We start from the raw sequence: 25,749 nt of genomic DNA on the forward strand, positions 1-25,749 counted from the left end.
ATTGGCGAACGCTGCCTGTGGCGGCACCCTTTTCTCGCATACCGGACTGCAAAGACATGAGCCTTGCCGACGTCACATACATGCCGGAAACCCCGGCGCATGACCCTGAAATCGATACGCTGAACGAAGAGGCTTTCGGGCCCGGTCGTTTCGCGCGTGCCGCTTACAAGATCCGCGAGGGCGGACCGCATGAGCGTGATCTGTCCTTTGTCGGCATCAGGAATGGCATGGTCATCGCGTCTGTCCGCATGACACCCATTGCCGCGGGAAAGGGCCGCTCGCTCATGCTCGGGCCGCTCGCGGTTCGCCCGGCCCACAAGAATCTGGGGATCGGCAGGCATCTTGTCGCCATGGCGCTGGAAGCAGCAAGAAACGCTGGATGGCAATCGGTTCTTCTTGTCGGCGACGAGCCCTATTACGGCCCGCTGGGTTTCACCCGCATTCCTTATGGTCAGATCTCCATGCCCCGCCCTGTCGACCGCAACCGGTTGCTGATCCACGAGATCGTCCCCGGGGCGGTGACAAGCCTTACGGGAGAGGTAACGCACGCCGCTCTTGCCCGACCTTAGTAGCATAATGCTCGATATGGTTGCAGGCATGCGGAGGACCTCGTAAAGCAAGCTCAGTTTTCACGGAGAGCCCCGCCCATGAACGCCGAAGGACAAATTGCGATCGTTACCGGTGCAGGTTCCGGCCTTGGCGAGGCAACCGCCCGCGCGCTGGCTGCCAGAGGCGCCCGGGTCGCCATATTCGATGTCGGCATCGAGCGCGCTCAGGCTGTGGCTGCCGACATTGGCGGCATTGCCGTCAAATGCGATGTCAGCGATGCCGCAAGCGGCGTGGCAGCCATGGCCGAGGTCACCGGGAAGCTGGGTACCGCCCGCATACTGGTCAATTGCGCCGGCATCGCCATCGGAGTGAAGACCATCGGCAAGGACGGGCCGCATCCGCTCGACCAGTACCGCCGGGTCATCGAGATCAATCTCATCGGCTCGTTCAACATGATCCGCCTGTTTGCCGACGCAGCCGCAAAGCTGGAACCGCTGGCGGGCGGCGAGCGTGGCGTGATCGTCAATACTGCATCCGTCGCTGCTTATGACGGACAGGTCGGACAGGCTGCCTACTCGGCCTCCAAGGGCGGCGTGGTGGGTATGACGCTGCCCATTGCCCGCGATCTCGCCCGCTCCGGCATCCGCGTCTGCACCATCGCTCCCGGCATCTTCAAGACGCCGATGATGGCGGCCATGCCACAGGAAGTGCAGGATTCGCTCGGCGCTGCCGTGCCGTTCCCCTCGCGTCTGGGCGAGCCTGCCGAATATGCGGCCCTCGCGCTCCACATCGTCGACAACCAGATGCTGAATGGCGAAACAATCCGTCTTGACGGCGCCATCCGCATGGCGCCGAAATAAACCCGTCGGGAGCATCCGTATCCTGTGATGCGGTGTTCCGAAGCACCGGACCAAAACACCCGGAAGTTTTCAGACTGTCGCGGTTTCCGGTCAAAATGTCGGAGCGCGCTTTGTGCGCGCAACAGGAGACTTGTTTTGAACGAGATCAAAAAAGACGTGATTCGCGAAACGGATGCAGAGGCGATCCGGCTTGCCAAAACGCTGTTGCGGAGCGCCCGCTTCGGTGCGCTTGCCTTCAACGAAAAGGCTACGGGTGTGCCGATGATCAGTCGCATAGGCATAGCCACCGACATCGACGGAACGCCGATCACCCTGATTTCCGGCCTGTCCGGCCACACGCAGGGCCTTGGCGCCGATCCGCGCTGCGCTCTGCTCGTGGGCGAACCCGGCAAGGGCGATGCCATGGCGCACCCGCGCATCAGCATTGTCTGCCACGCCCGGCGCATCGAGCGGGAATCTGCTGAGAATGAGCGGATCGCGCGCCGTTATCTCAACCGCAATCCCAAGGCGAAGCTCTATGTGGGGCTGGGCGACTTTGCGTTCTTCCGGCTGGAAGTCGAGCGGGCCAGCATGAATGGAGGCTTCGGCAAGGCTTACCTGCTCGAACGATCCGACATCGTCACTGAAAACGCGGCGAATGAGGAATTCGGGGCACGCGAGCAATCCGCCATCGAGCACATGAACGAAGATCACCGCGACGCCATTGCAGTTTATGCGCAGCATTTTGCGAAGGCGAAGGGCGACGGCTGGCTGGTGACCGGTTTCGATTCCGAGGGGATGGATCTGGCCGCGGGCGATCAGTGCCTGCGCATATTCTTCCCCGAACCGCTTTCATCCGCGCATGATTTGCGCCGGGTACTGGCTGAAATGGCGAAAACCGGCCGTGCTGCCGGGTAGCGGGCCGTTCGCCGAACCAGTCTCTTGATCTGGTGCGCATAGCTTAGGCTTTGTATCGGTTGAGACATTTGATGCCTGATAACGGAAAAGTTGCAGGCTATACCTTTGCTCCACCGCACCCATAGTGCAGGATCGGCGTGAAGGAGGGTGCATGCGGGCGATGAAAAATATCCTCACTGAACAGGCCGCTGCTTTTCTGGCGTTGACGGCAAACAGCAAGCGCCTTGAGATCCTTTCGCTTCTGATGCGCGAGGAACTCTCCGTGAATACCCTCGCTTCACTGGTGGGACTGAGCCAGTCGGCGCTTTCCCAGCATCTGGCAAAGTTGCGCTGTGGCGGTCTGGTCGAAACGCGGCGCGAGCGCCAGACAATCTATTATTCCTGCAATTGCCGTTCGGTGGAACGTCTGCTGTGCCTGATGGAAGATCTGTTCGCAGACCGGAAAGCCGTTCGCAGCCTTGATACCGGAACCTGACAGGTCGGCAGCCGGAAGCACACTTTTCCGAAGCCACACTCCCGTTGGATCGACTGAAGCCCACGGTTTCGCTTCAGGCGGTTTTTATTTTCGTGCTGAATGCTTTATCTCGCACCATCGAAACAGAACGGTGATGGCATGGAACCTGTCCGCATCGACGACCCGCTGGACGAGCGGGTAGCAGCCTATGTTGACATCCGCGAGCGTGATCTCGTCGGCAGGCAAGGACGCTTCGTAGCCGAAGGCAAAGTGGTTCTGGACGTTCTGACCGCAACCCGGCGTTTCGGGGTCGAATCCGTGCTGGTACTGGAAAACCGTCTGGCAGGCATGCAGCAGGTGCTGGCGCGCCTGCCTGCCGGGGTTCCGGTCTATGTGGTCAGCGCAGCGGTGATGGATCGCATTGCGGGCTTCCACATGCACAGGGGCATTCTGGCCATCGGCCTTCGCGGCGAACTGGCGTCTCCCGACCAGCTTCTTGGCGCTGTCGGGCAAAATGCGCTTGTCGCCGTCCTGGTCGGCATTTCGAACCATGACAATGTGGGTTCGATCTTCCGCAACGCCGCCGCCTTCGGCGCAGATGCGGTCCTGCTCGACAAGGCCAGCTGCGACCCGCTCTATCGTAAGGCAATCCGCGTTTCAGTCGGAGCAGCCCTGAAGGTGCCGTTCGCCATGGCTGACGATGCAACCATCATCGCAGATTTGCTGGAGAAAAAGGGGTTTACGCAGTTTGCCCTGTCTCCGCGCGGTGAGACGGATATACGCAACGTCGAGCCCCGCGGACCTGTTGCCCTCTACCTCGGCACCGAAGGCGAGGGATTGCCCGAACACCTCATGTCCCGCCTTCACACAGCGCGCATCACCATGGCGCCGGGCTTCGACAGCCTGAACGTCGCCGCAGCCTCGGCGATCGCGCTGCACGCCTTCACCAGAAATACGGAATAAGCAACACCGTCACAGCCTTCCCTCCTCCTTTCGGAGTTGGCGCTCAGCTTTCGGCATCCGCCTTTTGCAGTGACGTAATCCGTGCTGCGAGGCTTGCCCGGTCGGAGTTCTCGCTTCCCTTTTCTGCCAGCAGCCGGGTGATGGGAGAATCCGGTCCCTCTCTCTGTGCAGTCATCTGAACAACCTCGGCAGCCAGCGCCGCCATCTGGTCCCGCAGTTCCACACCGCTCTCGGCTTCCTTGCCCCTGGCTTGCGCAAGTCGCCGTTCGAGCCTGTCCCGGTCGGCTTTGATCCGCGCAAGTGTCACATCAGCCCCCGAGATCGCCTTGGCAGAACCGCGTTTACCTGAACCTGCTTTCTTCGAAGCCCGTTCCGGTGTGGAGGGTTTGGATGTCTCACGCAGACGCGCCAACTCACGCTCGCGCCGTTCCAGCGTTTCGTCACGGTCGGCGACCGTTGCCAGCAGGCGCTCGATTCGGACACCAAGATCGCCTGCCCGCTGCTGTTCCACCCTGAGCGCCTCCCGCGCCGCGTTTGCCTGTGCCAGAAGCTCTTTGTCCTTCTGCTCGGCTTGTCTGATCTCGACACGCAGACGCGAAATTTCTGCCGCCAGCTTGTCCACCTCGGATTCGCGGCCGACGAGCTCTATCTGCCGGCTGCTGGCCAGATAGGAGGCTTCCTCATATTGATGCGAAAGTTGCCGGATTTCTTCATCCCGCTCCTTAAGCGTCTTGCCGCCGTCGTCCAGCGCCGCCTGCAATCTGGTCGCATTCTGCTCAGCTTCTTCGAGTTGCGTCGCAAGCGATCCGTTACGCTCCTCCAGTCCGGAAATGGTGTGCAACAGTTGTGCCTTGTCCACGTCCAGCGCGGCGGCTTTCTGTTCGAGCCGCGCGATTTCGACTTTCTGCTCGGCCTGTCTGGCCTCAAGAGAAGCGATCGTCATCTCCAGTCGCCGCGCCTGCATGGCAAATTCGGCACGCACCCTGTCCTTTTCGGCCTGCAGTTCGGTGCGGCTCAACGGCAGCGCCGCCTCCAGACGCCTGCGCGTGAGCGTGACCGCGCGCCGCCAGATCGGAGGCCCCAGCAAAAGCGCGATAAAGCCTGCGCACAGGAAGCCAAGCAGGAAGAAAAGGATCGACTGGACCAAGATACGCTATCCGTTCCAAATGTCGCAGAGCCGAACCTTATCTTAAAGTCCTACCCGGCGCTTCTCAAGAATGCCTGCGAAAGGTCCGCTCCGCAAACGCGTCCGGCCCCGGGGAGATGTGTTTCAGATCAGGGCCACTGCGCCATGAGCTGAACCGATCGCGCAAAACCGGCAAGAACACTCAGGCCTTACGGGACACAGGAGCATCAGAATGGGTTCCAGGTCGGGGACTGGGTCAGCTTCAGATAGCCCATATTGATACCCAGTCTGGCGCCCACGCCGGTGCGGATCGGGACCAGCAGCATCTGGTTGTTCTTGAGCACGTTGAAGCCGACGCCTGCGATCACATAGGCAGAGCCAGCAACACCGCCGTAACGCGTATAAAGATTGCTGATATCGTCCAGATTGTAGACCAGAACCATGACGCGGGAGCCCTGTCCGCCAAAATCCCAGCCCAGCGAAGGACCCTGCCAGAACACCCGGTGGTCTCCGGCGTTCTTGGTATAGAGCGTGCCTTCGCCATAGGTGAGACCGCCAATCAGCGCGCCCGACCCCTCTTCTCCCAGAATGTAGCCGTTAGGCAGGCCGTAGGAGGAAAAAACCTTTTCGACGACGCTTGCCAGCCCACCCGAGGTGGAGCCGAAAAAGCGATGGCCGGAATCGACAATCTCCTGAGCCGTGTATTCCTGGGCCCGCGAGGCCGACACCGAAAAGGCGAGCGCGCTCGCGAGAATGATGGTCGTAGCCACAGCGCGGACGAAATCCGGCCTGAGATATCGGGAAATCATGCAGTACATCTCCGTAACGGAGCACTCCGTCTGCGCCTCGGGCATCCGCGATTCTGAATCGATCGCTTATCATACCAATCACGGCAACCTATGCCGTAATTCTTTTTCAACCATTAAGCTTTCACATGAAGATGGCAGTTCGAAGGCCGAAACTGCCGTTGGGACGTCCGCCTGCGCAACACTCCATACCCTGCATTTCGGCCGGCGCCTTCGCCGGATTCGACATCGCAGACTATAGGGTGGCGGCGCAAGCTGGCGTATTCACGTCGACAGACCGATTCTTGCAGGGACCGCCGCTCATGACAGACCTTTTCACGCTTTCCGCGCCTGATCTCGCCGCCCTTTTGTGCAGCCGGGTCTGTCACGACATCATTTCTCCGGTTGGGGCCATCAACAACGGCCTCGAACTGCTCGATGAAGGCGGCGCCGACGAAGACGCGATGAACCTCATCCGCCAGAGCGCGCGCAACGCCTCGGCCCGCCTGCAATTCGCCCGCATTGCCTTTGGTGCAGCCGGTTCGGCCGGAATGCAGATCGACACCGGAGATGCGCAGGCTGTCGCCATCGCATTTCTCAAGAATGAAAAGCCGGAACTGGTCTGGGAAGGCGGTCGTGCGCTGCTGCCCAAGAACAAGGTCAAGCTGCTGCTCAACCTCATCCTGATCGCCAATGCCGCGATCCCCCGCGGCGGCAAGATCTCGGTCAAACTGGAAGACCTCGAGACCGCGCCACGCTTCGTCATTTCCTCCAGCGGTCCCATGCTGCGGGTACCGCCGAAATTCCTCGAACTGCATTCGGGCGGCAAGCCGGAAGAGCCGATCGATGCCCATGCCGTGCAGCCTTACTATACGCTTCTTCTGGCGCGCGAAGCCGGCATGACAATCTCCATTCACGCAACAGCCGAAGAGATCACCCTGACCGCCGCATAAGGGTTGCGCCGATGAGGCAAAGGCGCGATCAGCGCCATTTGCCGATCGTATCGGCAACCAGCCAAACTGCATTTGACATAATTTTTATCCGGCAAATTTCCCGGTTCTTTACCCGTTGGCACTACCATGGCTGAAGCTTCGCGGCACTTGTGCACCCGCGGAGCAAGCCGGGGGAAAAACAGATGAAACAACTGTGCATCTTTGCCGACGGGTCAAATGTGATCTGCAGGGTTGCAAAGCGAATTCTCGCCACCCCTGAGATGACTGTTTTTGAAAGCAGCACTGCCGCCGAGACACTGGAAATGTGCCGCCGGTCGATGCCGCATATCATTGTTGTTTCCAACAATCTGCCGGACATGAGCGCACCGGATCTCATTCGCGCGATAAGGTCCATCAAAGGGGCAGTCACGCCCCGGATCCTTCTTTCGCTTGTTGAAATGGACGTGGCGGCGATCATGCGCGCCAGACGTGCGGGCGCCGACAGCTATCTGCTGAAGCCCTTCGTGCGCGAGCAGCTTCTCGGCAGCTTTCGCACCATAGAGATTGCAGCCTGATTCGCCGCTGCAATATTGCCTGAAAACAAAAAACCCGGCAAAGCCGGGTCTTTTCTTGTCTCGTCGCAAATGCAGAGATCAGGCGCTTTCGCGGATTTCTTCCGGCTCGCGCAGCACATAACCGCGTCCCCAGACCGTTTCGATGTAATTCTGACCACCGGAACAGGCATCGAGCTTCTTGCGCAGCTTGCAGATGAAGACGTCGATGATCTTCAGCTCCGGCTCGTCCATGCCGCCATAAAGGTGGTTGAGGAACATTTCCTTGGTGAGCGTGGTGCCCTTGCGCAGCGAGAGCAGCTCCAGCATCTGGTATTCCTTGCCGGTCAGATGCACCCGCTGGCCACCCACTTCGACGGTCTTTGCATCGAGGTTGACCACGAGATCGCCGGTGGTGATGACCGATTGCGCATGGCCCTTGGAGCGGCGCACAATGGCATGAATACGGGCGACAAGCTCATCCTTGTGGAAGGGCTTGGTCATGTAATCGTCGGCGCCGAAGCCGAGGCCGCGCACCTTGTCCTCGATGCCGGCCATGCCGGACAGGATCAGGATGGGTGTCTTGACCTTGGAAAGGCGCAGTGTCCTCAGAACCTCATAGCCCGACATGTCGGGCAGATTCAGGTCGAGGAGAATAATATCGTAGTCATAGAGCTTGCCCAGATCGACACCTTCCTCACCGAGGTCGGTGGTGTAGACATTGAAGCTCTCAGACTTCAGCATAAGCTCGATGCTCTGTGCGGTTGCACTGTCATCTTCTATCAGCAGAACGCGCATCTCATTCCCCTTTTCTGCCGCCGAACCTGTGTACGACCCGTCCTGGCCCGCGGCAGCGATTGCCTGAATCGAAACTGCCACCGAATGGTTAACAAATCCTAATTTCGTGCTTCGGACGATACCAGAACTTTTAACCTCTTTCCATACTCTGTTGAATCCAAAGATGATTCGAGGGAAGCCCCAAACCGTCGCGTACGTCAAAAAACCGACGTAAGTGATTCAGCAGGCTCATTCGCCGGTATCAATTCGCATCAGAATTTTTACCGGCTCTTAAGTCCTGCCCCTTATGATTAACAATGCCCGTAAACGAATGGTTACCGGGCGCAAAGAATCTTAGGAATTTGTTTTCCATTGGCTCTCTCAGTGGAAAACACCGGTGGGAGGCTTTTTTCGTTCCGCCGGATCAGTGTGAGCGTAAAGAGTATGTGCGGAGTTGAGGGTCATGAAGTCACGTGAGGGCCTCGTTCGTCTGAAGCAATTTCAGGTGAACGAGAAACGGCGGCAGCTGGCGCAGCTCGACGCGATGATCGCCGAATTCGACCGGATGGCGAACGAGCTGGAGATGCAGATCACCGCCGAGGAAAAAAAAGCCGGCATCACAGATATCACCCATTTCGCCTATCCCACCTTCGCGAAGGCCGCGCGCCAGCGGCGCGACAATCTCAGGGATTCCCAATCCGATCTGGCCAGACAGCGCAGCACCGCCGAAACATTGCTTCATGAAGCTGAAGCCGAGCTTGCCAAAGCTGAGATGCTCGAAATGCGCGACGGCAAGGCGCGCGAGCCGGAACCTGCCCCACCGCGCAGCGCAATGATCGGCTGATCCTTATTCAGACGGTCAGATTTCAAACGGCCTCGCCGGCTTCGCCGCGGGGCCGTTTTCATATCCGCCCGAAACCTCACCAACTGCTGCAGGAAACCTGAAGTCTGCGGATGAAAATCGCGAACAGCTGCTTGCAAACAAGCAAAAAGGCCCCGCCCTTTCGGGCCGGGACCTTCCGCCGATGGTTCGCAAACAGCCATGAAAACATGGCGGGACGGCCTCAGATCATTGTGTCGGAGCATGTTCTGTCCCGAAACCATTACCTGGTCCCGGGATTAAGATTTCTCTCAGAACAAAAGTCTGAAGCGACGGAAACGGATCCAAAAGATCAGAAAAGACTTCAGTGCCGATATTGCTGAATTCGCGTGGTGCGAAGGCCCGCAAGCCCGTATTCATCGATCGACGCCTGCCAGGAAAGAAATTCCTCGGTCGTCAGGGCATAGCGCTGACAGGCTTCTTCAAGGCTTAGAAGACCTCCCCTCACGGCTGCCACAACTTCAGCCTTGCGCCGGATGACCCAGCGTCTCGTATTCGTTGGCGGCAGGTCGGCAATTGTAAGCGGGCTGCCGTCCGGCCCGATTACGTATTTGACTCGCGGTCTAACAAGATCGGTCATCATACTCTCTACTAAAAAAACGCAAGAACCAATCACTGCCACACTACCGCCACAGCTTTAAAAATTGCCTAAGCGGTTCCTAATGGATAAGTAACGAACATGAACGTCACGTTAGGGAACGGCCGGGCCTTTGATTCAAATGCGATTCAAAGGCCACCGAACGTTCCTGAAGGCCTGAGTTGAAGGCAAAACGGGTCTGGCAAGCCATCGAAGCCTGACCTATATTTGCCTGACGGGCCTGTTTCCGGCATACCGGACCGAAATGCGGTCGCATCCTTTTGGAACAATGACATGAACAGCCTTGACCTTCCCGCACGCCCGCAGGACACGCGTGTCGTCGTCGCCATGTCCGGCGGCGTCGATTCCTCCGTTGTGGCCGGGCTGCTCAAACGTGAAGGCTATGATGTCGTCGGCGTCACGCTCCAGCTCTATGACCATGGTGCGGCAACGCACCGGCCGGGTTCCTGCTGTGCCGGGCAGGATATAGACGATGCACGCCGCGTTTCCGAAACGCTCGGCATTCCCCATTATGTGCTCGACTACGAGAGGCGTTTTCGCGAGGCGGTGATCAATCCCTTCGCCGAAAGCTATGTACATGGCGAAACGCCGATCCCCTGCGTTTCCTGTAACCAGACGGTCAAGTTCGCCGATCTTCTCGCCACGGCGAAGGAACTGGGCGCCGATGCTCTGGCCACCGGCCACTACATCCGCTCGCGCGCGAACGGTGCTCACCGCGCATTGTATCGCCCGCTCGATGCCGACCGGGATCAGAGCTATTTTCTTTTTGCCACGACACAGGATCAGCTCGATTACCTGCGTTTTCCCCTGGGCGATTTGCCCAAGCCGGCTGTTCGCGCCATGGCCGAAGAGATGGGACTGTCCGTCGCCACCAAGCAGGACAGTCAGGACATCTGTTTCGTGCCGCAGGGCAAATATTCCGACATCATCGCAAAGCTGAAGCCCGGCGCCTCCACCCCCGGCGATATCGTGCATATCGATGGGCGTGTTCTCGGTCGCCATGACGGCATTCTGCGGTACACGATCGGCCAGCGCCGGGGCATCGGCGTCGCCTCCGGCGAGCCGCTTTACGTCGTGCATCTCGATTCCGAGCATGCACGTGTCATCGTCGGCCCGCGTGAGGCACTGGAAACCCACAAGGTCTATCTGCGCGACATGAACTGGCTGGGAGATGAAGCCCTCTGCGAAATTCCGTCTGCAGGCATGGAACTCTTTGCCAAGGTTCGCTCCACACGCCCGCCCCGCCCAGCCATCCTGCGCCACGAAAATGACACTGCGGTCGTTGAACTGGTCGATGGCGAATCCGGCGTCGCGCCGGGACAGGCCTGCGTTCTCTATTCCGATGACGGCAACGAAGCCCGCGTTCTGGGGGGCGGCTTCATCGGCCGCTCCGAGCGCGGAGCAGAAGCCGAAGCCATGCTGTCGCGTCTCGGCGCGCGGTCTGCACAGGTGGCCGGCTGACCTTTGAAACAAAGAAGCCAATAAAAAAAGGGCAGCCCGTGCCGCCCTTTTTTATTGGCTGAACATCCCGTTCGGAGCCTTACACAATCCGTTGGTGGCGTACGGTTCCGGCCGTCAGAACCTGCAGAACCCTTATGGCCTCCTCGCCATTGGTTCGCGGCTCTGCGCGGGTCTCGATGCACTGGATGAAGTGCTCAAGCTCCCGCGTCAGCGGCATGCCCTGCTCCACCGGAACGTAGTGCGGCTCGTCTGCTGTGAAGGCCCACTGGCCGCTGTCCTGCCAGATCGAGTGGTGATAAACGGCCAGCTTGCGCTCCCACGGCTCGACATCGTCGAAAACTGCCATTCCCTTCGTGCCGACAACCGTCAAACGCCGCTCGCGATACGGATTGAGCCGCGACGCGAACAGGTGCCCGCGCAGATTTCCGGGAAAACGCATATGCAGATGCGCGAAATCGCTGAGATGGTCGAGCGCTGCTGCCCCTTCTCCATGGACCTCTACCGGCGCAGCGCCGGTGATGGCCAGGATCATGGAAAGATCGTGCGGGGCAAGGTCCCACAGCGCATCATTTTCGGTATGGAATTTTCCGAGGCCCAGACGATGCGAATGGATATAGCGGATTTCTCCCAGTTCGCCGGCATCGACCAGCGCCTTGAGCTTCTCGAAGGCCGGGTGAAAGCGCAGCACATGACCGACCATATAAACGCGGCCCTTGTCCCTCGCCGCAGCCACGGCCCGCTCCGCGTCCTCTACGGTGAGCGCAACAGGCTTTTCCACAAGCACATCCTTGCCCGCCCCGACAGCGCGGATAGCCGCCTCGGCGTGGAACTGCGGCGGAAGTGCCATCACGATGGCATCGACATCTTCACGTTGGAAAAGCTCGTCGGGAGTGAGCGCCAGACAGTTCTGTTCGCTGGCAAAACCTTCGGCACGGTCACGATTGGCATCGGAGACCGCGTAAAGGGCACCAAGCCCCTTCAGGGTGCGGACATGGTTGCTGCCCCAATATCCGCATCCAAGGACGGCAATACGCGGTTTCATCAATCATAAACTCGAAGATTCAGGTGGCTGACACATAGCGGCGGCCCGGATCGAACTCAACCCCACCCGTTCACGCCGGCAAATTTCACTGCGGCAGAAAACAGCGTCAAATCCCCCGGCAAGTGCTTTTGCCTGCTTGACACAATTGCCATGGCCACCTTATATCCGCGCGACCTTGGCAGAGGGCATCGCAGCGGCGAGTTGCGGTAACGAACCTTTGCACCGGGGCGGAGTAGCTCAGTTGGTTAGAGCAGAGGAATCATAATCCTTGTGTCGGCGGTTCAAATCCGTCCTCCGCTACCATCAATGCAGTGCGTGGCAATTCTCCCGTTTTCCGGTTCGGCAGATTGAGCAGTTCGGCCAGCGCGCCGTGGACGCTCAGCTTCAGTTCTCCCCGTCCTTCGCGCGGCATGACCTCGATGCATGTGACCAGCGAGCGGACGATGTTTGCTGCCTCCCGGCGCTCGCTGTCGCCGGTCTGCAAGGCATCCTGTAGCTCGGCCACCTTGCGGCGGTAGGCTTCGATGGAAGCCGGATGAAGCTCCACGACATTGCTCGACTCGGCCATGGCGGCAAGGTTGGCGGAAAGGCGCTCCTTCTCCGCCTCGATCTCGATCAATCGCGATTTCATGCCAGCCGTGGCGATGCCGTCGGCAATGGCATAGATGATGTTCTTGATCTGCCTGTCGATGGCTGCCAGCCTCTTGTCGATCTTCTGCCGCTCCTGCCTCGCCTTTGCCATCAAGCGGCGACGTTCGGCATGGTATTCGGCTAGGCACTCCGCGATGGCCTCGGGGGCGAGCAACCGATGCTTGATACCGTCCAGAACGCGGCGCTCAAGCTCGCTCACCCGAATGGTGCGGCTGTTCGTGCAGGTTCCCTTCTCGCGATGCGCGGCGCACGCAAGCTGTTCGCGGTTCTTGATCGTATAGGACGCGCCGCAGCAACCGCACCGCACAAGGCCGGAGAACATATGCTTAGGCCGCCGCCGCTCATGCAGCCGCGTGCCGCCGTAGAGCTTCTTGCGAGCCTGCACGGCGTCCCAAAGCTCGTCGCTGACGATGCGCAGATGCGGAGCTTCCACCACTTGCCACTGCTCGGGCGGGTTCGGTCGCGAGACACGCTTGCCGGTTTCCGGGTCCTTGACCATCTGGACGCGGTTGAAGACCAGCAGCCCGATATAGGCTTCGTTGTAGAGGAAGCCGCTGCGCCGCTTAAGATTGCCGTTGATCGTGGAAGCTCCCCACGTCCCGCCGACAGGAGACGGGATGCCGTCGCGGTTGAGGCTGGCCGCGATCATCCGCGCCGACATACCCGACACGAACTCATGGAAGATGCGCCGGATAACTCCGGCCTGCTCCTCATCCACCTCGCGAAGTCCACGGATCGGTTCGCCGCGCTCGTCCAGCTTCTTCACCACGCGATAGCCGTAGGACAGGCCACCGGCCGAATAGCCGTTGACGACACGACCGATCTGGCCGCGCTTGATTTTGGCGGCAAGGTCGCGAAGAAAAAGCGCGTTCATGGTGCCCTTGAGGCCGACATGCAACTCGTCCACCGTGCCTTCGGACAAGGTGACGATGCGGACGCCCGCGAAGCGCAGGCGCTTGAACAAGGCGGCAATGTCCTCCTGATCGCGCGACAGCCTGTCGAGGGCTTCGGCCATGACCACATCGAACCGGCCGCCCTGTGCATCCGCGAGAAGTGACTTGATGCCCGGCCGCAGGACCATGCTCCCGCCGGAGATTGCCGCATCCGCATAAGTCTCGATGATCTGCCAGCCTTCGCGCTGCGCCCGCTCACGGCATAGCCGCAACTGGTCCTCTATAGAGGCTTCCCGCTGGTTGTCGGTGGAATAGCGAGCATAGAGCGCAACGCGGGTCATGGGGAATCTCCGTTCGATCTAATCCTTCTCGGCCCCGTCCTCCGCCGCATCGGACGTTCCGGGATCATTGTCATTGGCGACACGCAGCCGCTCGAAATCTTCTCGCACCATCTGCCTGCCGATCAGCCGGGCGATGGACAGCACAACCCTGTCCAACCGCTGCCAAGGCGGAATGTCGCTGTCGTCGTCCAGCGCCAGCCGCTGGTAGTTGTCGTTGGCCGGTTTCCACCCTTCATCCGGTGGCGGTTTGTTCTCGTTTTCCATGCGGATGCCTGTTCCTGATTGAACTCAGACAGGCATGAGCAGCGCGAAGATCAGGAATGGAAACGAAATCGAAGACCGTGCGGCCATAGCGGGCAATCGGCGGTAAATAGGACGGATTGGCTCTATGCACCGTTCCCTCCCAACAGGGATTCCAGCAGCGTATGGCGTGGAGAGGCGAAGGGATTCGCAACCGTTACCCCACCCCATGTGAAGCCGTCCTGTAGGTCTTCGGACAGGAGCAATCGACAACCGGCCTGTGAGGAAACGGAGAGGATGACAGAATCCCAGATGCTGAAATGATGATCGGTGGCGAGGTCCGCGGCCGCCAGCATGACCTCGGGCGCGGTTTCGACGACCGGGAAGGTGTCGCGCCAGCCCAGAAGGGCCTCGCGGGCCTCGGCTCGTGATCTACCGGCCTTGCGTGTGAGAACGTTGAACAGTTCGCCAAGCACCTGAACCGGAATGACGGCCGCCTCTTGCGGCAGGTTGCGCACCAACTCGAGAACGACATCCCGCTTCTCGATGCCGTTGATACCCTCCGCATAGGCCAAGATGTTGGTATCAAACGCAACCTTCACCGCTCGTCCTCATAAAGCTCGTCGCGTGTCCAGCGTCCGGCATTGACGACAGGCTGACGCTCAAGGCGCGACAGCAATGCCGCGCGCGCGCCGGACACCACGCTTTCGCGCTTGTCGGCGGGAACGATCCGCGCAACGGGCCGTCCGTGGCTCGTCACGACATAGCTGTGTCCCTCGCGCACGCTGCGCAGGATGAGAGAGAATTTGCGGTTGGCATCCGCTGCCGAAACGGCTTCTTCCATGGCAACACCTGTTGAGTAGTTATATTACCTACAATAAGAGAAAAGGAAACGTTCTGCAAGTGTAGATGTTTCAAGTTGTGTGGCTTTCGCTGTCGGAAGGGGAGCGCCAGCGCTCACCCCTCGCCTTATCTGCTTCCCAAGCCCCCGCCGGGGCGTTGGCATCCGGTCAAGGCTGGCGCGCAGCGCCACCGCGTAGCGGCTTGGCCTTGAGGGGATGACAACGCTCCGGCCTCCTGTCCGAAGCAGAAAGGCTTTCCTGCCGGATCATTGACCCGCCTCACGCTTCATCTGGTCTGCCAAGTCGAGCAGATTCCGAAGTGTTTGGCTCTGGTTGTGGGGCGACCACACGGCATAAAACTCGACCTGTTCCTGCTCGTCTGCAATGGGGCGGAAGACAAGACCGGAAACGGGAATGGATGCCGTTGACTCCGTGGTGATCGTCACGCCCCAGCCTTGAATGACCATGTGGAACAGTGTCTCGCGGCCGACCTCCCAGCGAATTATTTGCGGATGACAACCCAACTCCGCAAATCGCCGCGTCACATGGTCATGCGCTTGTGGGCCGGTTCCGCCACACCGGATAAGGAAGGTTTCCGCTGTGAAGTCCGCCCATGTAATCGTAGGGCGTTCTGCAAGAGGGTGGTTGGTGGGAAGAGCAGCCATCAACGCTTCCGACCATAGCAAGCGAGAATGACAGTCTTCGGCGTTCGGTAGGCCGATAACGAAGGCGATGTCGAGTTGACCTTGCCGCACCAACTGCATGATGTCGGCGGATCGGCCTTCCGTTACCTCGATGCCGATACGCGGATGCCGCTCGTGGTGAAGGGCCAGCATATCGGGGAGGAAGCCAGCCAAGGGCGGCATATGCAACCCGATCCGCAAGCATCCTTCCTCGCCGCGCGCCAATGCGCCGGCGGTTTTCACGGCATGGTCAAGTTGGTCGATGCCAGTGGATACGCTCGCAACAAAATGGCGTCCAGCCTCGGTCAGCCGGACGCCTCGCGCATAGCGCTCGAACAGGAGGATGCCAAGGTCTTCCTCCAACGCCTTTACGCGCGCGCTGATGCTGGACTGTGCCACGCCGAGCGCATTGGCAGCGTGGCGGAAGTTTAGATACTCAGCGACGGCAAGCGTCTGGATAAGAGCGGCCATTGGGACACGTTGACCTGAGACCCATCTTCCCTCCGGTTTTCAGGAGAGTCTTGGGTTTTCAATCTGGCGTCATGCGGCCTGTTTTTCCATAGCTATTTTCATTGCGAACTCGTTGGGGGTGATGTTGCCCAGCGACGAGTGCGGTCTGTTTCTGTTGTAATCCTCCTTCCATGCAGTGATTGCGGCGCGGGCCTGAGCGAGCGACGAGAACAGCGTCTCGTTCAGGCACTCATCGCGGAAGCTGCCGTTGAAGCTTTCGACGAAGCCGTTTTGCATCGGCTTGCCGGGGGCGATGTAATGCCATTCCACCTTGGCCTCCTGGCACCATTTGAGGATGGCCATGCTGGTCATCTCCGTCCCGTTGTCCGAGACAATCGTCCTCGGTTTTCCGCGTCTGGCGATGAGACTGTCCAGTTCGCGGGCAAGCCTTGCGCCTGACAGGGATGTATCGGCAACCAGGCATAGGCATTCTCGGGTGAAGTCGTCGACGACGGCCAGGACCCGAAAGCGGCGACCGTCGGTGAAGGCATCGCTGACGAAGTCCAGGCTCCAGCGCTCGCCCGGACGCGACGGCAAAGCCAGAGGACGTCTCGTGCCCAAGGCCCGCTTTCGGCCGCCACGCTTGCGCACCGTCAGCTTCTCCTCCCGGTAGAGACGCCGAAGCTTCTTCAGGTTCATGACGATCCCCTGCCGGTCGAGCATGACGTGGAGACGGCGATAACCGAAGCGCCGCCGTTCGGACGCCAGCTTCTTCATGGCCTCGCGGATGGATGCATCGTCAGGCCGCACGCTGCGATATCGCATGCTCGACCGATCCACCGACAGAACCTCGCACGCCCGACGCTGGCTCACCCCGTGCTGCGCACAGACGTGAGCCACCGCATCCCGCTTCACATCGGGCGTCACCATTTTTTTGCAGCAACATCCTTCAGGATCGCATTGTCCAGCACGGCCTCGGCGAGCAGCTTCTTCAGCCTGGCGTTCTCGTCCTCAAGCGCCTTCAGTTTGCGGGCATCCGACACGTCCATGCCGCCATACTTTGCTTTATATTTGTAGAAGGTTGCGTCCGAGATGCCGTGCTTGCGGCAGACATCGACTGTCTTCGCGCCCGCCTCCTGCTCCTTCAGTATCCCGATAATTTGTTCTTCCGTGAACCGTGAACGCTTCATTCGTCCGTCTCCTCATTGCGACGGACTCTACCAAAATCTGGAGGAAGTTCAGGGGCTCAGGTCAAGTTTTGTTCTTGGCGAAACGATCATCAGCACAGGAACTTGACCACCGGGAGATACTGGCGGCGACGCTCCTCCGCTACCATCGACAATCCTGCTATGTTTGTCAGAATGTGCTTCTCTTAAACCCCACCACCCTGAATAAAGCTCTTATTCCACGAATTCCGACATTGTGGGTGATGAGTATCTCACCTGATCAGCGGCTTGCGTCATCCTAAGGAAACGTATGGGGATGAATATAGCCCTGAGCGCCAATCGCCCCGCCCTTCTTCAGAGCAAGTGGACAAAACTGATCGGTCACCATTTGACCGCCCCGGATGTCCACATGCCGAAAAAGGGACAGCCTATACTATCAGTTCTACTCCTGACCGGATCCAGCATTTCCGGATTGGAGAACATGGCAACCCCGCACAGCGTCCAGTTGGCAAGAACCTTAAGGTCTTTCTGATCGGCCCTCACGATAAACTGGGTTCCCCGCGGAAGAGACTCCGGCATCTTTTTTACAAGATCCGGATCGATCATCGAAAGAGCGACAAGTTTTCCTTTAGCTGGGTCAAGCGATTCGCGATTGTTCCTTTGACGCTCAACTATCGCATCGGTGATTTCACGCAGATAGGCGATCACAGTCGGCATATGCTGCAGATCGCTAGTATACTGCCGAGAAAACCTCGCACCGATCTCCTCCTCTGCTGCTGATGACGAGGGGGAGATGGTATAGACAGCCGCCAGCGCACCTGCAGCTATCCCTGCAAGAAGCAGAAAAGCTGCGCTTGCCAGATGCCTGCGCTTCTGTGCTTTCTCGAGCTGCACACTGTTGTCTGCGAATGAGGCCTCGATTTTAGCAATCGCGCTGTCCAGCGCTGCGGCGTCTTCAGCACCTCTGGCCAGGCGCTGAAAGCTTGCCCTTGCAGCCTGATAAATCTGTTGCCTCTGCTCCGGGGTTTCAGCGCGGCGTTTTGCAATCGCGTTTCGAATGGCAGCTTCAAATCGTTCGCCGGCCATTTCGGCCCTCCCGACAACATAAACCAAGGTACGGCAACAACTATCTGTGAAAGTCTGCGCTCTGATACCGCTTCCTGCCGAGATAACTGAAGCAGCCACATGAACACTTCATGAAATACTGGTGCGGATGAAGGGACTCGAACCCCCACGCCTTTCGGCACCGGAACCTAAATCCGGGGCGTCTACCAGTTCCGCCACATCCGCATGCAACCCGCCAATCCCACGAAGGCCAATCTCTGTCAATCCACTCACCCGGGCCCGACCGACAAGCCTGCCCCCATATTTCGCAAGCGCCCCGCAGGATGCGAAGATAGTTGAAAATTGGCCTCGCCTGTGACAAAAGGCGGGTCGAATGTGACGGGATGCGACGATCCGCTTCTGCAACATGTGAAAAGAAGCTGGAACAACAAGGACTTATTCACATTGTGGAGCGTTTCGGGTGATTGGGTCAGGAGATGGCCAGCTCATCCGGCTTCGCCCCGAAGCCAACTCCGGAATAATGTACCGGCGGGCTGTGAACGGTAGAATCCGTTTTACGGCCCTACGGGTCTAGATAAAGGTTTGATGATGCAGGTCACCGAAACGCTCAACTCCGGCCTCAAGCGCGAGATCAAGGTCGTCGTGCCGGCTACCGACATGGAAGCCAGGCTCATGACCCGGCTCACCGATGCCAGGGGGAAGGTCCGCATCAACGGTTTCCGTCCCGGCAAGGTGCCGGTCCAGCACCTGCGCAAGGTCTACGGCAAATCCTTCATGGCCGAGGTCGTCAACGAAATCCTCAACGACGCGCGCAGCATCATCACCGAGCGCGGCGAAAAGGCCGCCATGCAGCCCGAGGTCGTGATGACCGAGGACGAGAAGGAAGCCGAAAAGATTCTCGATGGCGGCGTCGATTTCGAGTTCAGCCTGAACTATGAAGTCATACCCCCGATCGAGATCAGGGATTTCGCCGATATCAAGGTTGAGCGCCCTGTCTACGACGTGCCGGAGTCCGAGATCGACGAGCAGGTGCAGCGCGTGGCCGAATCCACCCGCAGCTACGAGCCGAAGGACGGCAAGGCCGCCGATGGTGACCGTCTGACCATTGATTATGTCGGCAAGATCGACGGCGAAGCCTTTGCGGGCGGCACTGGCTCCGACCAGCCGCTTGTGCTGGGCTCCAAGGAATTCATCCCCGGCTTCGAGGACCAGCTCATCGGCACCAAGGCCGGCGATGAGAAGCAGGTTGTCGTTACCTTCCCCGAGAACTATCAGGCCGCGCAGCTGGCCGGCAAGGAAGCGACCTTCGACGTCACCGTCAAGGAAGTGGCGAAGCCCGGCGAACTGAAGATCGACGACGAGACCGCCAAGTCTCTGGGTCTGGAGTCGCTGGAGCGCCTGCGTGAAATCGTGCGCAGCCAGATCGAGAACCAGTTCGGCTCCATCACCCGCCAGAAGGTCAAGCGCCAGCTTCTGGACCAGCTTGACTCTTCCTACAGCTTCGAAGCGCCTTCCAGGCTGGTCGAGGCCGAGTTCAACAACATCTGGAATCAGGTCAACCGCGACCTCGAAGCCGCCGGTCGCACCTTCGCGGACGAAGAGACCACCGAGGAAGACGCCCGCGCCGAGTATCTGCGTCTGGCCGAGCGCCGCGTGCGCCTTGGTCTGGTGCTTGCCGAGATCGGCGAAAAGGCAGGCGTCACCGTTTCAGATGAAGAACTGCAGCGCGGTCTGTTCGAGCAGGTTCGCCGCTTCCCCGGCAACCAGCAGCAGGAAGTGTTCGAGTTCTACCGCAGCAACCCCGAGGCGCTGAACTCGCTGCGCGCTCCGATCTTCGAAGAAAAGGTCGTCGACCATCTTCTTGGCCAGATTTCCGTGACCGACACCAAGGTCAGCAAGGAAGAGCTGCTGGCCGAAGATGAAGAGGGCGAGGCCGAAGCCAAGCCGGCCAAGAAGAAGGCTGCGCCGAAGAAGGCTGCGGCCAAGGCCGAGGACAGCGAAGCCGAGGCTCCCAAGAAGAAGGCCGCTCCGAAGAAAAAGGCGGAGAAGGACGCAGAGTAAGATTTATCTGCGCCACGCATTGCATACGAAAAGAAAAGGCCGCCTCGAAAGGCGGCCTTTTCTTTTGGGGCATTCTTTCCTGCTATCGGCGGCTGCTTTCCGGCACTTCGGCCTCAATCAACCAGTCGGCCTGAGCTCTCTCGCCTAAAACCTTTTCATGAGACCAGATTTCACCAGCCCGCTGCATGCAAGCTGATGAAACAAGATCTTCGGGATAGGCTGGGTTACTCAGTCATCGCAGTTTTCAGAAGGCGGCGCGATAGAGCGTCAGCGCATCCGCTTCCGTAACCTCGACGGGATTGTTGCCGAGAAGCCTTGTTTGCAGCATGGCGTCGGCAGCAAGCTGCGGAAGCATTTCTTCCGCGACACCTGCATCGCGCAGTCGGCGCGGCGCACCGGAGGCATCCATCAGCGCGATCAGCCGCTCGACAAAGGCCTTCGCCTTTTCAGCCATGCCGGCATCGGGCGCGACATCGGCCCCGACAGGCCCGGCGAGTTCGGCATACAGCGCTTCTGCCGCCTTCATGTTGAACTCCAGCACCGGCTGCAGCATCAGCGCATTGGAGAGCCCGTGGGGAATGTGGTAGCGGCCGCCCAGCGGATAGGCCAGCGCATGCACCGCCGCCACCGGTGCGTTGGCGAAGGCCTGCCCGGCAAGCGTAGCGCCCAGCAGCATGGCCTCGCGCGCCGCGCGATCCTTGCCATCCTTGCAGGCCGCAACGAGATTGGAGGAAAGCAGACGCAATGCCTCACGCGCGGCCGCGTCCGAAAGCGGATTTTTCTTGTGCCGGCTGGTGTAGGCCTCGATCGCGTGGACCATGGCGTCGATGCCGGTGGCGGCAGTGTGCAGCGCCGGCAGACCTGTGGTCAGTTCGGCATCGAGCAGCACGCGGTCAGCATAGAGCTGATCCGCCACCACGCCCATCTTGGAATCGTCCGGAGTGGTCAGAATGGTGATGTTGGTGACTTCGGAGCCGGTTCCGGCCGTGGTCGGCACCTGCACCAGCGGCAGGCGCGCACCCTGCACCTTGCCGATGCCGTAAAGCTCCTTCAGCGGCTGATCGGTCGTCAGCATCACGGCGGCCAGCTTGGCGACATCCATGGAGGAGCCGCCACCGATCCCCAGCACGATATCCGCGCCGGCCTTGCGGCCCTCAGCCACGCAATCGAACAGCACAGCCTCGGGCGGATCAGCCACCACATCATCGAATATGGTGACGGCAAAGCCTTCGGCAGCCAGAGACGCCTTTGCCGCCTCCAGCACACCGGCCTTGTGCAAGCCCTTGTCCGTCACCAGCAGCAGCTTGCGTGCGGGAAACCATTGGCCAAGCAGCGCACCAAGCTTCGAGGCCGCCCCCCATTCGACATGTATCTGCCCGACCGTGGTAAAGGAGAAGGGTGTAAAGCTCATGGCTGCTTTCCTTATGCGCTGTGCCGGCGCGTCAGCGCCGGGTGAGACATGAAAGCCGGCACCAGGTGCGCCGGGTCAAAATGATTAATCGACACAAGGAGGACTCAGGCCACGCCTTCCACCTGAAGCGTGGCAAGCTCACGCGCGATCTTCTGCTTGTCGGCAAGCGTCTCGTTCGCGCGCGGGCGATACCAGACCGCGGTCCAGTTCACCGCGCCGAGCATGCCCTTGATCGCGATCGATGTATTCTCAGCGCGGATGCTGCCGTCCTCCTGCCCGCGGCGAAAAACATCGGCGAACAGCTTCTCGAAATCGCGGCGAATGGCCATGATTTCATCCAGCACCTGACGCTGCGCCAGCGTGGTGGCGGCCAGTCGGTGCATATGCACTCCCTGCACCACGACCGCCAGATAGGCGATGTTCTGCAGCATGGTAAGCGCGTGGGCTTCGAGCATCGCGCGCAGGGTTTCACGCCCGTTGCCGTCATTGTCCATCACCGCATTGACCGCCTCGTTCAACCGTCGCATGCCCTCACGATGGACATCGAAGAACAGATCCGTCTTCGACGCATAATAATGGTAGATCCTGCCCTTGGTCGCACCAAGCCGGCGGGCCACATCGTCGATGCTGGTGCCCTGAAAGCCCATTTCCATGAAGCATTGAGCAGCACAGTCGAGAATGTCGACATTGTTGTCCGCTCCGGCAGCCTCGCCGGCCTTGCGGCGCGAGCGTGTCGGGCGGCGCGGGCGCCCGGCCTCCACCACGGCTGCATCCGCACCGAGATCGCGTTGCCCTTCGGCTTCGTGATCCGATCTGGCCATGGAATATCCTCCGAATTTCATTCGCCCCGAAATATCGCCGGCTTTGGAATGTTGCGCAATTATCTGGCGCTCATCCATCTTGCGATGGCGATATAAGCTGGACGGGCACAATTAAACATACTACTGAGTATGTTGCAATTGCCGACAGGGCGAAACACACATTAAATCAAAGGAAAGACCGGATGAATGACCGGATCCACACTCCCGGCACGCCGCTGATATCCGACTGGATCGACGTCGACCAGCCTTTCATCGACCGGTTCGCGGATGCGATCCTGGACCATCAGTTCATTCATGTCGATCCTGTACGCGCGAAGGCCGAAGGCCCCTACGGCGGCACCATCGCCCACGGCTTCCTGTCGCTCTCGCTGCTCACCCACTTTACCCACACCGCCCTGCCCCGCCCGGCCGCGGGCGTCGTCGAGATCAATTACGGGTTTGAAAAAGTTCGCTTTCTGGCTCCCGTTCCGGTCGGCGCACGGGTCCGGGGCAAGTTCACCCTGCTCTCGCAGGAGCCGAAGGGCGCGGGAAAGCTCAGGCGCTTCAGCGTCGAGGTCGAAATCGAAGGCAATGAAAAGCCGGCCATGATAGCCGAATGGCTCGTGCTGGTTATGGAAGGAGAGAATTGATGTCGGTCAGCTTCAGGGATCAGGTCGCAATCGTAACCGGCGCAGGCGGCGGGCTCGGGCGCTCGCACGCGCTGATGCTGGCCGCACATGGTGCAGCCGTGGTGATTAACGATTTCGGCGGCGCGCGCGACGGTTCGGGCGGATCGACCGAAGCCGCCGAAGCCGTGGTGCGTGAGATCACCGAGGCCGGTGGCCGCGCCATCGCCGATGGCGGCAACGTCACCTCCGAAGCCGACATGGAAGCCATGGTTGCGCGCACGCTCTCGGCGTTCGGGCGCGTGGACGTTCTTGTCAACAACGCCGGCATCCTGCGCGACAGGACCTTCGCCAAGATGACGATCGACGATTTCCGCGCTGTGGTCGACGTGCACCTGATGGGCACGACCATCGCCACCAAAGCGGTGTGGGCGACCATGCGCGAGCAGAATTACGGCCGCGTGCTCGTCACCTCCTCCACGTCTGGCAGCTACGGCAATTTCGGACAGGCGAATTACGGCGCGGCCAAGATGGCGGTGCTCGGCCTTATGAACACGCTGCACCTCGAAGGCGCGAAATACGGCATTCACGTCAACGCCATCCTGCCGACCGCCGCCACGCGCATGACCGGCGACATGATGAGCGAGGAAATGCTGGAGCTGCTGGCACCCGAACTTGTCTCGCCCGCCGCCGTCTGGCTGGTGAGCCGGGATGCTCCTTCGCGCACCGCGCTGCTGGCCGGTGCCGGCACCGTGGCGCGCCTTGCCGTGGTCGAGAGCGAAGGCGTTTGCTTCACCGGCAAGCCGTTCACGCCGGATGAGGTCGGCGCGAATTTCGACCGCATCGCCAACCTTGAGAATCCGATCGAGCCGCCGGAAGGCCTGCGTCACGTCGACCGCATTCTCGCCAACGCCCGCGCTGCGCTCGGCAGGGCCTGAGGCGACAGAGGAAAAGCCATGAGCGAACGCCTCACCCCTCTCACCCGAAGCGCCTACCCATGGCATCAGGAAACGGTGCTGCAATGGGCGGATTCAGACATTTACGGCCATCTCAACAACGTGGCCTATCTGAAATATTTCGACACGGCGCTGAACATGTCGCTGATCGAACATCGCGCGCTGGACCTTTCGCCTGACGCGACCGATCCCATCGGCCTCGTTGTGCAGAACGGCGCGCAGTTCTTCAGCGAAATCACCTTTCCCACCAAACTGTGGGTCGGCGTACGGGTCGAGAAGGTCGGGCGCACCAGCATGAACTGGGGTTTTGGCCTGTTTTCCGCCGACTCCGAGCTGTGCTCGGCGCGTGGCACCTATGTGCATGTCTATGTGGACCGCGCCACGCGCCGCCCCGTACCATTGACCGAACCGCTGCTGGCCTGCGCCCGCGCGCTCGCCGCACCGACCGATATCTGAATCAGGAGAAGCAGATGAAAGAAGCCGTAATCGTCTCGACCGCGCGCACGCCCATCGGCAAGGCCTATCGCGGCGCCTTCAACGCCACGACCGCGCCGCGCCTGATCGGCCACGCCATCGAACATGCCGTCGCCCGCGCCGGCATCGATCCGGCGGAGGTCGAGGATGTCGTGGTCGGAGCAGCGCTCCAGCAGGGCACCACCCACATGAACATCGCCCGCACCGGCCTGCTGCGCGCCGGCCTGCCGGTCACGGTTCCCGGCCAGAGCGTCGATCGCCAGTGTGCGTCCGGCCTGATGGCGATCGCCATTGCGGCCAAGCAGATCCTTGCCGACGGCATGAAGATCACGGTTGGCGGCGGGGTCGAGCAGATTTCTCTGGTGCAGACGCCTCAGATGAACACCTCGCACTGGCACGACCCGTGGATCGACGCGCATCTGCCGCAGACCTACATGTCGATGGTGGAAACCGCCGAGATCGTGGCCGACCGCTATGGCGTCAGCCGCGAGGCGCAGGATGAATACGCGCTGCAATCGCAGGCACGCACCGCCGCCGCACAGGCCGCCGGCCGTCTCGATGCGGAAGTCGTGCCGCTCACCACGGTCATGCAGGTGACGGACAAGGCGACCGGTGCCGTTTCCGAGAAGGAAGTGACGCTGGCGAAGGATGAGGGCAACCGCCCTGAAACCACGCTCGAAGGCCTTTCCAGCCTGAAGCCGGTATTCCGGGACGGCCAGCGCATTGCCGAAGGCCGCTTCATCACCGCCGGTAACGCCTCGCAGCTTTCCGACGGCGCTTCCGCCTCGGTACTGATGGAACGCAGCGAAGCCGAAAAGCGCGGCCTTGCCCCGCTCGGCCTCTATCGCGGCATTGCCGTGGCTGGCGTTGGCCCCGAGGAAATGGGCATCGGCCCGGTTCCGGCCGTGCGCAAGCTGCTGGCGATCCATGGCCTCAAGGTCGAAGACATCGGCCTGTGGGAGCTGAACGAGGCTTTCGCCGCGCAGGTCATCCCTTCGCGCGACCAGCTCGGCATCCCCGATGAACTGCTCAACGTCAATGGCGGCGCCATTTCCATCGGCCATCCCTATGGCATGTCGGGTGCCCGCATGGTGGGCCATGCCCTGATCGAGGGCAAGCGGCGCGGTGCGCGCTATGTGGTCGTGACCATGTGCATCGGCGGCGGCATGGGCGCTGCCGGCCTGTTCGAAGTGCTCTGAGCACCGGCATCGAAAA

Annotated in this window: 28 protein-coding genes, 2 tRNA genes and 1 pseudogene; 16 read left to right on the plus strand and 15 right to left on the minus strand. The window is 60.3% G+C overall.

Annotated elements, in window-relative coordinates; genetic code table 11:
- Window positions 1–56 precede the first annotated feature (56 nt).
- The 5 genes from MIC97_RS06380 (at window position 57) to MIC97_RS06400 (ending at window position 3,723) form a co-directional block, all read left to right on the plus strand.
- Window positions 57–569, plus strand: coding sequence for an N-acetyltransferase (locus tag MIC97_RS06380; protein ID WP_239799333.1), 513 nt, complete (start codon window positions 57–59; stop codon window positions 567–569).
- A 78-nt stretch (window positions 570–647) separates the two neighbouring features.
- Window positions 648–1,409, plus strand: coding sequence for an SDR family NAD(P)-dependent oxidoreductase (locus MIC97_RS06385; RefSeq protein ID WP_239799334.1), 762 nt, complete (start codon window positions 648–650; stop codon window positions 1,407–1,409).
- Window positions 1,410–1,544: 135 nt separating this feature from the next.
- Complete coding sequence (locus MIC97_RS06390; protein WP_239799335.1) at window positions 1,545–2,306, plus strand: HugZ family protein; 762 nt, start codon at window positions 1,545–1,547, stop codon at window positions 2,304–2,306.
- A gap of 151 nt (window positions 2,307–2,457) precedes the next feature.
- A complete protein-coding gene (locus tag MIC97_RS06395; RefSeq protein WP_183831657.1) occupies window positions 2,458–2,781 on the plus strand; it encodes a metalloregulator ArsR/SmtB family transcription factor in 324 nt (107 codons plus the stop codon).
- A gap of 138 nt (window positions 2,782–2,919) precedes the next feature.
- Entirely contained in the window at window positions 2,920–3,723 is an 804-nt protein-coding gene (locus MIC97_RS06400) for an RNA methyltransferase (RefSeq protein ID WP_239799336.1), read from the plus strand.
- 43 nt (window positions 3,724–3,766) lie between these two features.
- Here the strand turns inward: MIC97_RS06400 and MIC97_RS06405 are convergent, their stop codons facing one another.
- Together MIC97_RS06405 and MIC97_RS06410 are read right to left on the minus strand one after the other, a co-directional pair.
- Window positions 3,767–4,870 carry a hypothetical protein gene (locus MIC97_RS06405; RefSeq protein ID WP_239799337.1) on the minus strand — a complete coding sequence of 368 codons (1,104 nt, stop codon included), beginning with the start codon at window positions 4,868–4,870 and terminating at the stop codon, window positions 3,767–3,769.
- 206 nt (window positions 4,871–5,076) lie between these two features.
- Window positions 5,077–5,658 carry an EipA family protein gene (locus tag MIC97_RS06410; protein WP_239799338.1) on the minus strand — a complete coding sequence of 194 codons (582 nt, stop codon included), beginning with the start codon at window positions 5,656–5,658 and terminating at the stop codon, window positions 5,077–5,079.
- A gap of 299 nt (window positions 5,659–5,957) precedes the next feature.
- Here MIC97_RS06410 and MIC97_RS06415 point away from each other — a divergent pair, with 299 nt between their 5' ends.
- Both MIC97_RS06415 and MIC97_RS06420 read left to right on the plus strand, forming a co-directional pair.
- Entirely contained in the window at window positions 5,958–6,587 is a 630-nt protein-coding gene (locus tag MIC97_RS06415) for a histidine phosphotransferase family protein (protein ID WP_239799339.1), read from the plus strand.
- A 149-nt stretch (window positions 6,588–6,736) separates the two neighbouring features.
- Window positions 6,737–7,141: a response regulator gene (locus MIC97_RS06420; protein WP_345773539.1), complete on the plus strand. Its 405-nt coding sequence runs from the start codon at window positions 6,737–6,739 to the stop codon at window positions 7,139–7,141.
- 78 nt (window positions 7,142–7,219) lie between these two features.
- Here the strand turns inward: MIC97_RS06420 and ctrA are convergent, their stop codons facing one another.
- Window positions 7,220–7,915: a cell cycle two-component system response regulator CtrA gene (gene ctrA, locus MIC97_RS06425; RefSeq protein ID WP_183831662.1), complete on the minus strand. Its 696-nt coding sequence runs from the start codon at window positions 7,913–7,915 to the stop codon at window positions 7,220–7,222.
- A 442-nt stretch (window positions 7,916–8,357) separates the two neighbouring features.
- Between ctrA and MIC97_RS06430 the strand changes: the two genes are divergently transcribed.
- Window positions 8,358–8,738 carry a flagellar export protein FliJ gene (locus tag MIC97_RS06430; RefSeq protein WP_183831663.1) on the plus strand — a complete coding sequence of 127 codons (381 nt, stop codon included), beginning with the start codon at window positions 8,358–8,360 and terminating at the stop codon, window positions 8,736–8,738.
- A gap of 340 nt (window positions 8,739–9,078) precedes the next feature.
- On the opposite strand, the gene MIC97_RS06435 is transcribed toward MIC97_RS06430, so the two are convergent.
- On the minus strand, window positions 9,079–9,354 hold the full coding sequence (locus tag MIC97_RS06435) for a DUF1153 domain-containing protein (protein WP_183831664.1): 276 nt from the start codon (window positions 9,352–9,354) through the stop codon (window positions 9,079–9,081).
- Between the two features lie 291 nt (window positions 9,355–9,645).
- On the opposite strand from MIC97_RS06435, the gene mnmA reads away from it, so the two are divergent.
- Entirely contained in the window at window positions 9,646–10,833 is a 1,188-nt protein-coding gene (mnmA, locus tag MIC97_RS06440; RefSeq protein ID WP_239799340.1) for a tRNA 2-thiouridine(34) synthase MnmA, read from the plus strand.
- Window positions 10,834–10,912: 79 nt separating this feature from the next.
- Here the strand turns inward: mnmA and MIC97_RS06445 are convergent, their stop codons facing one another.
- Complete coding sequence (locus MIC97_RS06445) at window positions 10,913–11,875, minus strand: Gfo/Idh/MocA family oxidoreductase (protein WP_239799341.1); 963 nt, start codon at window positions 11,873–11,875, stop codon at window positions 10,913–10,915.
- Window positions 11,876–12,101: 226 nt separating this feature from the next.
- Here MIC97_RS06445 and MIC97_RS06450 point away from each other — a divergent pair.
- Together MIC97_RS06450 and MIC97_RS06455 are read left to right on the plus strand one after the other, a co-directional pair.
- A tRNA-Met gene (locus MIC97_RS06450) sits at window positions 12,102–12,178 on the plus strand.
- Window positions 12,179–12,410: 232 nt separating this feature from the next.
- The gene (locus MIC97_RS06455; protein ID WP_239799342.1) at window positions 12,411–12,650 is read left to right on the plus strand and encodes a hypothetical protein; all 240 of its coding nucleotides are present in this window, start codon (window positions 12,411–12,413) and stop codon (window positions 12,648–12,650) included.
- Between the two features lie 96 nt (window positions 12,651–12,746).
- Here MIC97_RS06455 and MIC97_RS06460 read toward each other — a convergent pair.
- The 8 genes and pseudogenes from MIC97_RS06460 to MIC97_RS06495 all read right to left on the minus strand — a co-directional run.
- A pseudogene (locus MIC97_RS06460) lies at window positions 12,747–13,760 on the minus strand (recombinase family protein); the annotation flags it as partial.
- 18 nt (window positions 13,761–13,778) lie between these two features.
- Complete coding sequence (locus tag MIC97_RS06465; RefSeq protein WP_239799343.1) at window positions 13,779–14,024, minus strand: hypothetical protein; 246 nt, start codon at window positions 14,022–14,024, stop codon at window positions 13,779–13,781.
- A gap of 122 nt (window positions 14,025–14,146) precedes the next feature.
- Window positions 14,147–14,602 (minus strand): PIN domain-containing protein, encoded by a 456-nt coding sequence (locus MIC97_RS06470; RefSeq protein ID WP_019173847.1) that lies wholly within the window; start codon window positions 14,600–14,602, stop codon window positions 14,147–14,149.
- Window positions 14,599–14,844, minus strand: coding sequence for a type II toxin-antitoxin system prevent-host-death family antitoxin (locus MIC97_RS06475; RefSeq protein WP_019173848.1), 246 nt, complete (start codon window positions 14,842–14,844; stop codon window positions 14,599–14,601). Before MIC97_RS06475 ends, MIC97_RS06470 begins: the two co-directional genes overlap by 4 nt.
- A gap of 264 nt (window positions 14,845–15,108) precedes the next feature.
- Window positions 15,109–15,996, minus strand: coding sequence for a LysR family transcriptional regulator (locus tag MIC97_RS06480; RefSeq protein WP_239799344.1), 888 nt, complete (start codon window positions 15,994–15,996; stop codon window positions 15,109–15,111).
- A gap of 69 nt (window positions 15,997–16,065) precedes the next feature.
- Window positions 16,066–17,165, minus strand: a protein-coding gene (locus tag MIC97_RS06485; protein WP_239799263.1) for an IS3 family transposase whose coding sequence is annotated in 2 segments (ribosomal slippage) — window positions 16,066–16,913 and window positions 16,913–17,165 — 1,101 coding nt in all. Because the reading frame shifts where the segments join, the coding sequence is not laid out codon by codon here.
- Window positions 17,166–17,522: 357 nt separating this feature from the next.
- Entirely contained in the window at window positions 17,523–18,227 is a 705-nt protein-coding gene (locus tag MIC97_RS06490) for a hypothetical protein (protein ID WP_239799345.1), read from the minus strand.
- A gap of 119 nt (window positions 18,228–18,346) precedes the next feature.
- Window positions 18,347–18,431 (minus strand) — tRNA-Leu (locus MIC97_RS06495).
- Window positions 18,432–18,794: 363 nt separating this feature from the next.
- On the opposite strand from MIC97_RS06495, the gene tig reads away from it, so the two are divergent.
- Complete coding sequence (tig, locus tag MIC97_RS06500; RefSeq protein ID WP_239801052.1) at window positions 18,795–20,267, plus strand: trigger factor; 1,473 nt, start codon at window positions 18,795–18,797, stop codon at window positions 20,265–20,267.
- Between the two features lie 244 nt (window positions 20,268–20,511).
- Here the strand turns inward: tig and MIC97_RS06505 are convergent, their stop codons facing one another.
- On the minus strand, window positions 20,512–21,678 hold the full coding sequence (locus MIC97_RS06505; protein ID WP_239799346.1) for an iron-containing alcohol dehydrogenase: 1,167 nt from the start codon (window positions 21,676–21,678) through the stop codon (window positions 20,512–20,514).
- A gap of 104 nt (window positions 21,679–21,782) precedes the next feature.
- A complete protein-coding gene (locus MIC97_RS06510; protein ID WP_239799347.1) occupies window positions 21,783–22,499 on the minus strand; it encodes a TetR/AcrR family transcriptional regulator in 717 nt (238 codons plus the stop codon).
- Window positions 22,500–22,681: 182 nt separating this feature from the next.
- Between MIC97_RS06510 and MIC97_RS06515 the strand changes: the two genes are divergently transcribed.
- The 4 genes from MIC97_RS06515 to MIC97_RS06530 are packed head-to-tail and all read left to right on the plus strand — an operon-like array spanning window position 22,682 to window position 25,733.
- Window positions 22,682–23,128, plus strand: a complete 447-nt coding sequence (locus MIC97_RS06515) for a MaoC family dehydratase (protein WP_239799348.1) — start codon at window positions 22,682–22,684, stop codon at window positions 23,126–23,128.
- Window positions 23,128–24,042: an SDR family NAD(P)-dependent oxidoreductase gene (locus tag MIC97_RS06520; protein WP_239799349.1), complete on the plus strand. Its 915-nt coding sequence runs from the start codon at window positions 23,128–23,130 to the stop codon at window positions 24,040–24,042. Before MIC97_RS06515 ends, MIC97_RS06520 begins: the two co-directional genes overlap by 1 nt.
- Window positions 24,043–24,060: 18 nt before the next feature.
- Window positions 24,061–24,516, plus strand: a complete 456-nt coding sequence (locus tag MIC97_RS06525; protein ID WP_239799350.1) for a thioesterase family protein — start codon at window positions 24,061–24,063, stop codon at window positions 24,514–24,516.
- Between the two features lie 14 nt (window positions 24,517–24,530).
- Window positions 24,531–25,733 (plus strand): acetyl-CoA C-acyltransferase, encoded by a 1,203-nt coding sequence (locus tag MIC97_RS06530; RefSeq protein ID WP_239799351.1) that lies wholly within the window; start codon window positions 24,531–24,533, stop codon window positions 25,731–25,733.
- Window positions 25,734–25,749 lie beyond the last annotated feature (16 nt).

The sequence above is a fragment of the Aquamicrobium sp. NLF2-7 genome, from assembly GCF_022359935.1.
In the GTDB taxonomy this organism is placed as follows: Bacteria; Pseudomonadota; Alphaproteobacteria; order Rhizobiales; family Rhizobiaceae; genus Mesorhizobium; species Mesorhizobium lusatiense.